Origin of the sequence: Maribacter sp. (assembly GCF_016744255.1) — a bacterium.
Taxonomy (GTDB): Bacteria; Bacteroidota; Bacteroidia; order Flavobacteriales; family Flavobacteriaceae; genus Maribacter_B.
The window spans coordinates 1-4487 of sequence record NZ_JADGES010000157.1 but is presented as its reverse complement, the minus strand read 5'-3'; the positions used below and the strand labels follow the sequence as shown (position 1 = coordinate 4487).

Below are 4487 nucleotides of genomic sequence, written 5' to 3'. Positions count from 1 at the left end.
GGTGAAATTTCCATGTTATTTTTAAGTTAGATACTAACAAATATATAATTTTTATAGTAAAAATTTGCATAATTCATAATTTAGAGCTGTTTTTAGTTGAAAATTCAATAATTTATTATCCATATTAGGTACTTCTTAAATACTCCTTAATCTATAATTTAAAATTCTTAATACAGAACTATAAACTATATTTGCAGCGATTTAAAATTTATTTATATGAAAGCTGGTATTGTAGGCTTACCAAATGTTGGTAAATCAACTCTTTTTAATTGTTTATCTAATGCTAAAGCACAAAGCGCTAATTTTCCTTTTTGTACAATAGAACCTAATATAGGAGTAGTTAATGTGCCAGATTCTAGATTAGAAAAATTAGAAGAATTGGTAAACCCAGAACGCGTTTTACCAGCAACTGTAGATATCGTAGATATTGCAGGATTGGTAAAAGGAGCGAGTAAGGGAGAAGGACTAGGAAATCAGTTTTTAGGAAACATAAGAGAAACAGACGCTATTCTTCATGTTCTTCGTTGTTTTGATGATGATAATATAGTACACGTAGATGAATCTGTAGATCCTATTAGAGATAAAGAGACAATCGATATGGAACTACAATTGAAAGATTTAGAAACTGTCGATAAGAAATTAGAAAAAGTTAAGAAAGCTTCTAGAACAGGAAATAAAGAAGCACAGAAGGAAGAAGCTGTGTTAGTGGCAATCAAAAATGGTTTAGAAGCAGGTGTTTCAGTAAGAGCTATAGAGATAAGTGAAGATGATAGAACTGAATTTGTAAAGCCGTTACAGTTTATTACGGATAAGCCTGTTATGTATGTTTGTAACGTAGATGAAGGTGCTGCAGTAAAAGGCAATGCGTATGTGGACAAAGTGAAGGAGTGTGTAGCCAAAGAAAATGCAGGGGTTATAGTATTAGCCGTAGGAACAGAAGCAGATATTACGGAGTTAGAAACCTATGAAGAGCGCCAGATGTTTTTAGAAGACTTAGGGCTAGATGAGCCTGGTTCTGCTAAGCTTATTCGCGGAGCTTATAAATTATTAGAATTAGAAACTTATTTCACAGCAGGGGTTAAGGAAGTACGTGCATGGACTATTCCTGTGGGAGCTACCGCACCACAAGCAGCTGGAGTTATACATACCGATTTTGAAAAAGGATTTATTCGTGCCGAAGTAATTGGTTATGATGATTATGTAACTTTTGGTAGTGAGGCTAAGGTTAAAGAGGCCGGTAAAATGCGAGTAGAAGGCAAAGAATATATAGTTAAGGATGGCGATGTTATGCATTTCCGTTTTAATGTGTAAATACTAGATTAAACACACTAATTTTATAGAAGCACTTGTAAAGGTTATAATACCTTTGTAAGTGCTTTTTTATGTGTATTATTTGAATAGAAATTTTAATATGAAACTGATAAAACTATTGTTTTTACTTTTAGCTAGCATAATCTATAGCCAAGACAGCTTAATAGTTTCTAAAGCTAAAAAAACTATTATTTTAAGAAATTCAACAAACAAGCCTTTTGACTTGGAGTCCTTTTTAAAAGCTAAAGATTTTCCCGATTGTGATAAAACAAGAATAGATATTAATGAAAACAAAATACACACTTCTTGTTATGCTAATGGAGATATAGAAGAGCTTACAATAAAACAACCCGATGACCTTTTAAATACAGTGCGTTTCTATGAGAATGGAAACAAAAGAAATGTTGTTAAAAGTAAAGGGGCATACATAGAAGGTGTTTTGTTAGGTTACCATAGAAATGGAGTTTTAGCAGATAGTACCAATTATAAAGATGGTGCTATGTATGGTGTCTCAAAAACATTTTATAACAATGGAGCCTTAAGATCTAAGAGAACCTACCATCAAGAAAATTCATTAGCTGGATATTCGCAGGCAAAAGATGGTTATTGGGAGGTGTTCTATGCTAATGGACAGCTAGAGCTAACGTACACAATAAAAAATGGACAATGGAACGGAAAACGAGTTTCATACCATAAAAATGGAAAGGTTGATAAAGATCAAAATTATACTTTTGGTAAGTATGATGGAGTTTTTAAAGAATACCGTACGGATGGAAGCCTATATGAATTACGCTTGTTTAAAAACGATAAAAGAATAGGGATTTGGAAAAATTTCACAGACAAAGGGGTACTTACATTAACCGAAGAGTATAAAGAAGGGAAACTAATAATAAGAACAGAGTACTTTTATGAGGAAGGTATTTTAGAGAAAACTGTTTCCTATAATAATGGAGTTCGGTCAGAGAAATTATATCACTAATAAGTTTATGAAATCATTTAAATTTATATTGTTTTGGATGCTGGTAGGAATATTGGTTTTTACTATACTTTCGTTTGGCTTAGCTAGCGTTAAAGAATATATGACTCCAGAGCATTTAAAACATGATATGTATAGTATGTTTAGAAACATGTTTGCTGGAGGTAGCGCTGTATTAGGTGCTTTTTTTGGGTTGCTTCTCGCAATTTACAAACTCGTTATACCAGCTTTCACCAAAGAGGTTAGCGTGTTTAGCGCGGTTACGATTTTGTTTTTTTTAGTTTTTAGTTGTTTGTTTTTTATGTAGCATACTATATCCTAAATTCTCTTCTTTAATCCGAAGTATCTTTTTAGTTCACAACAAATATATCAGACGAGGGGTAGGATATATGTTGCTGTTGTTTGCCCCTGATTAGATGTTTGTTTAATCCTTAATCCATTTATCTAATCCGTGTTTTTATACTCTAATTTGTATTTTGAACATTGTAATATGTTATAGCCAAAGGATTCTTAATTGAACAGTCGCCCTAATTTAGCTTTATGTTTAAAACATCTTCCAGAACAAGTATCGGTATTATTTATGCTATTCTTGGTGTATTATTATTCTCAGCAAAAGCGGTACTTGTAAAAGTTGCATATACCTATAACATAGACCATTTATCCCTTTTACTTTTTCGTATGGTTTTTGCGTTACCTTTTTATGTAGTAATAGCATTAAAAAAGAATAAAAATAGGACTAATGACATAAGCAGTAAAGATTATTTATGGTTAATATTATTTGGTTTCTTAGGCTACTACCTGGCCAGTTTATTCGATTTTATGGGTTTGCAATATATTAAAGCAGGTTTAGAAAGAATCATTTTATTTGTATACCCAACCATAGTTGTGCTGTTGTCATGGGTGTTTTTTAAGAAGAAAATATCCAAGAAACAATCTATAGCAATTTTGGTTACCTATGTAGGTGTTTTAGTTACGTTTTGGCAAGAAATAGGATTAAATGGAGAAGCAACATATAAAGGAGTAATTCTTATTTTCCTAAGCGCCATTACATATGCAGCATATTTGGTTGGTAGTGGGTGGTTAATTCCAAAATTTGGAGCATCCAAGTTTACTGCTAATGCTATGATAGTCTCCACGGTATGTATTTGTATTCACTTTTTAATACAAGGCGATATGGCTATTTTTAAGTACCCAAAAGAAGTCTATTATATTGGACTAGCAATGGCTATTTTTTGCACTGTAATCCCTTCTTTCTTAGTCTCTGCTGCCATTCAAAATTTAGGTGCCAATACATTCTCTATTTTTGGTAGTTTAGGTCCAATTTCAACCATACTATTGGCTTTTATATTTTTAGATGAACGGATTAGTTCTTGGCAATTTCTAGGAATAGTTATTGTAATATTTGGAGTGTCTTTGGTAACTAAAAGTAAAAAATAAGACCCTTATTGTTATTTAATAATAGCTATTTTTTTCAATTTTATATTATATCAACAAAACAAAATCACTTATTGTTAATTACTTTAATAGATAGGGGTTTTATTATTTTATAAGTCGTGTTATATTAGCAACACTTTCGTTTAAATCCCTACGTATGGCAGAAAATACCCAATATACCGAAGATAATATCCGCTCCCTGGACTGGAAGGAGCATATTCGTATGCGACCAGGGATGTATATTGGAAAATTGGGAGACGGGTCTTCTGCAGATGATGGTATCTACATTCTTTTAAAAGAAGTTATAGATAACTGTATCGATGAATTTGTGATGGGAGCAGGGAAGACCATAGAGATTGCAATAAAAGATAATATTGTTAATGTTCGAGATTATGGTCGTGGAATTCCATTAGGAAAAGTGGTCGATGTAGTTTCTAAGATGAACACGGGTGGTAAGTACGATTCTCGGGCCTTTAAAAAATCTGTTGGACTGAATGGGGTTGGTACTAAAGCGGTAAATGCGTTATCTAGTTTCTTTAGAGTACAATCTTCTAGGGACAGCCAAATAAAAGTAGCCGAGTTTAGTCAAGGTAATTTAATGACGGAAGAAGGGCCTAGTGAAACTTCGCAACGTAAAGGAACTAAAGTGTCTTTTACTCCAGATGAGCTTATATTTAAAAAATACATCTACCGTAACGAGTATGTGGAACGCATGCTTAAAAATTATGTATATCTAAACCCAGGATTAACTATCCTTTTTAATGGA

General features: G+C 32.6%; 5 protein-coding genes. All 5 read left to right on the top strand.

Features of this window, described 5'->3' with window-relative positions:
• The first annotated feature begins 216 nt into the window (after positions 1-216).
• Positions 217-1311, top strand: coding sequence for a redox-regulated ATPase YchF (gene ychF, locus QZZ51_RS16205; protein ID WP_291871582.1), 1095 nt, complete (start codon positions 217-219; stop codon positions 1309-1311).
• 100 nt (positions 1312-1411) lie between these two features.
• Positions 1412-2290, top strand: a complete 879-nt coding sequence (locus tag QZZ51_RS16200) for a hypothetical protein (protein WP_291871580.1) — start codon at positions 1412-1414, stop codon at positions 2288-2290.
• Positions 2291-2297: 7 nt separating this feature from the next.
• Positions 2298-2594 (top strand): hypothetical protein, encoded by a 297-nt coding sequence (locus tag QZZ51_RS16195; RefSeq protein WP_291871578.1) that lies wholly within the window; start codon positions 2298-2300, stop codon positions 2592-2594.
• 233 nt (positions 2595-2827) lie between these two features.
• Positions 2828-3724 (top strand): DMT family transporter, encoded by an 897-nt coding sequence (locus QZZ51_RS16190; protein WP_291871576.1) that lies wholly within the window; start codon positions 2828-2830, stop codon positions 3722-3724.
• Between the two features lie 154 nt (positions 3725-3878).
• On the top strand, positions 3879-4487 hold a 609-nt coding region (locus QZZ51_RS16185; RefSeq protein WP_291871574.1), incomplete at its 3' end, for an ATP-binding protein.

Bases quoted from the DNA above. Each gene is read 5' to 3' on its own strand.
- ychF (WP_291871582.1), top strand. From the start codon at position 217: ATGAAAGCTGGTATTGTAGGCTTACCAAATGTTGGTAAATCAACTCTT.
- QZZ51_RS16200 (WP_291871580.1), top strand. From the start codon at position 1,412: ATGAAACTGATAAAACTATTGTTTTTACTTTTAGCTAGCATAATCTAT.
- QZZ51_RS16195 (WP_291871578.1), top strand. From the start codon at position 2,298: ATGAAATCATTTAAATTTATATTGTTTTGGATGCTGGTAGGAATATTG.
- QZZ51_RS16190 (WP_291871576.1), top strand. From the start codon at position 2,828: ATGTTTAAAACATCTTCCAGAACAAGTATCGGTATTATTTATGCTATT.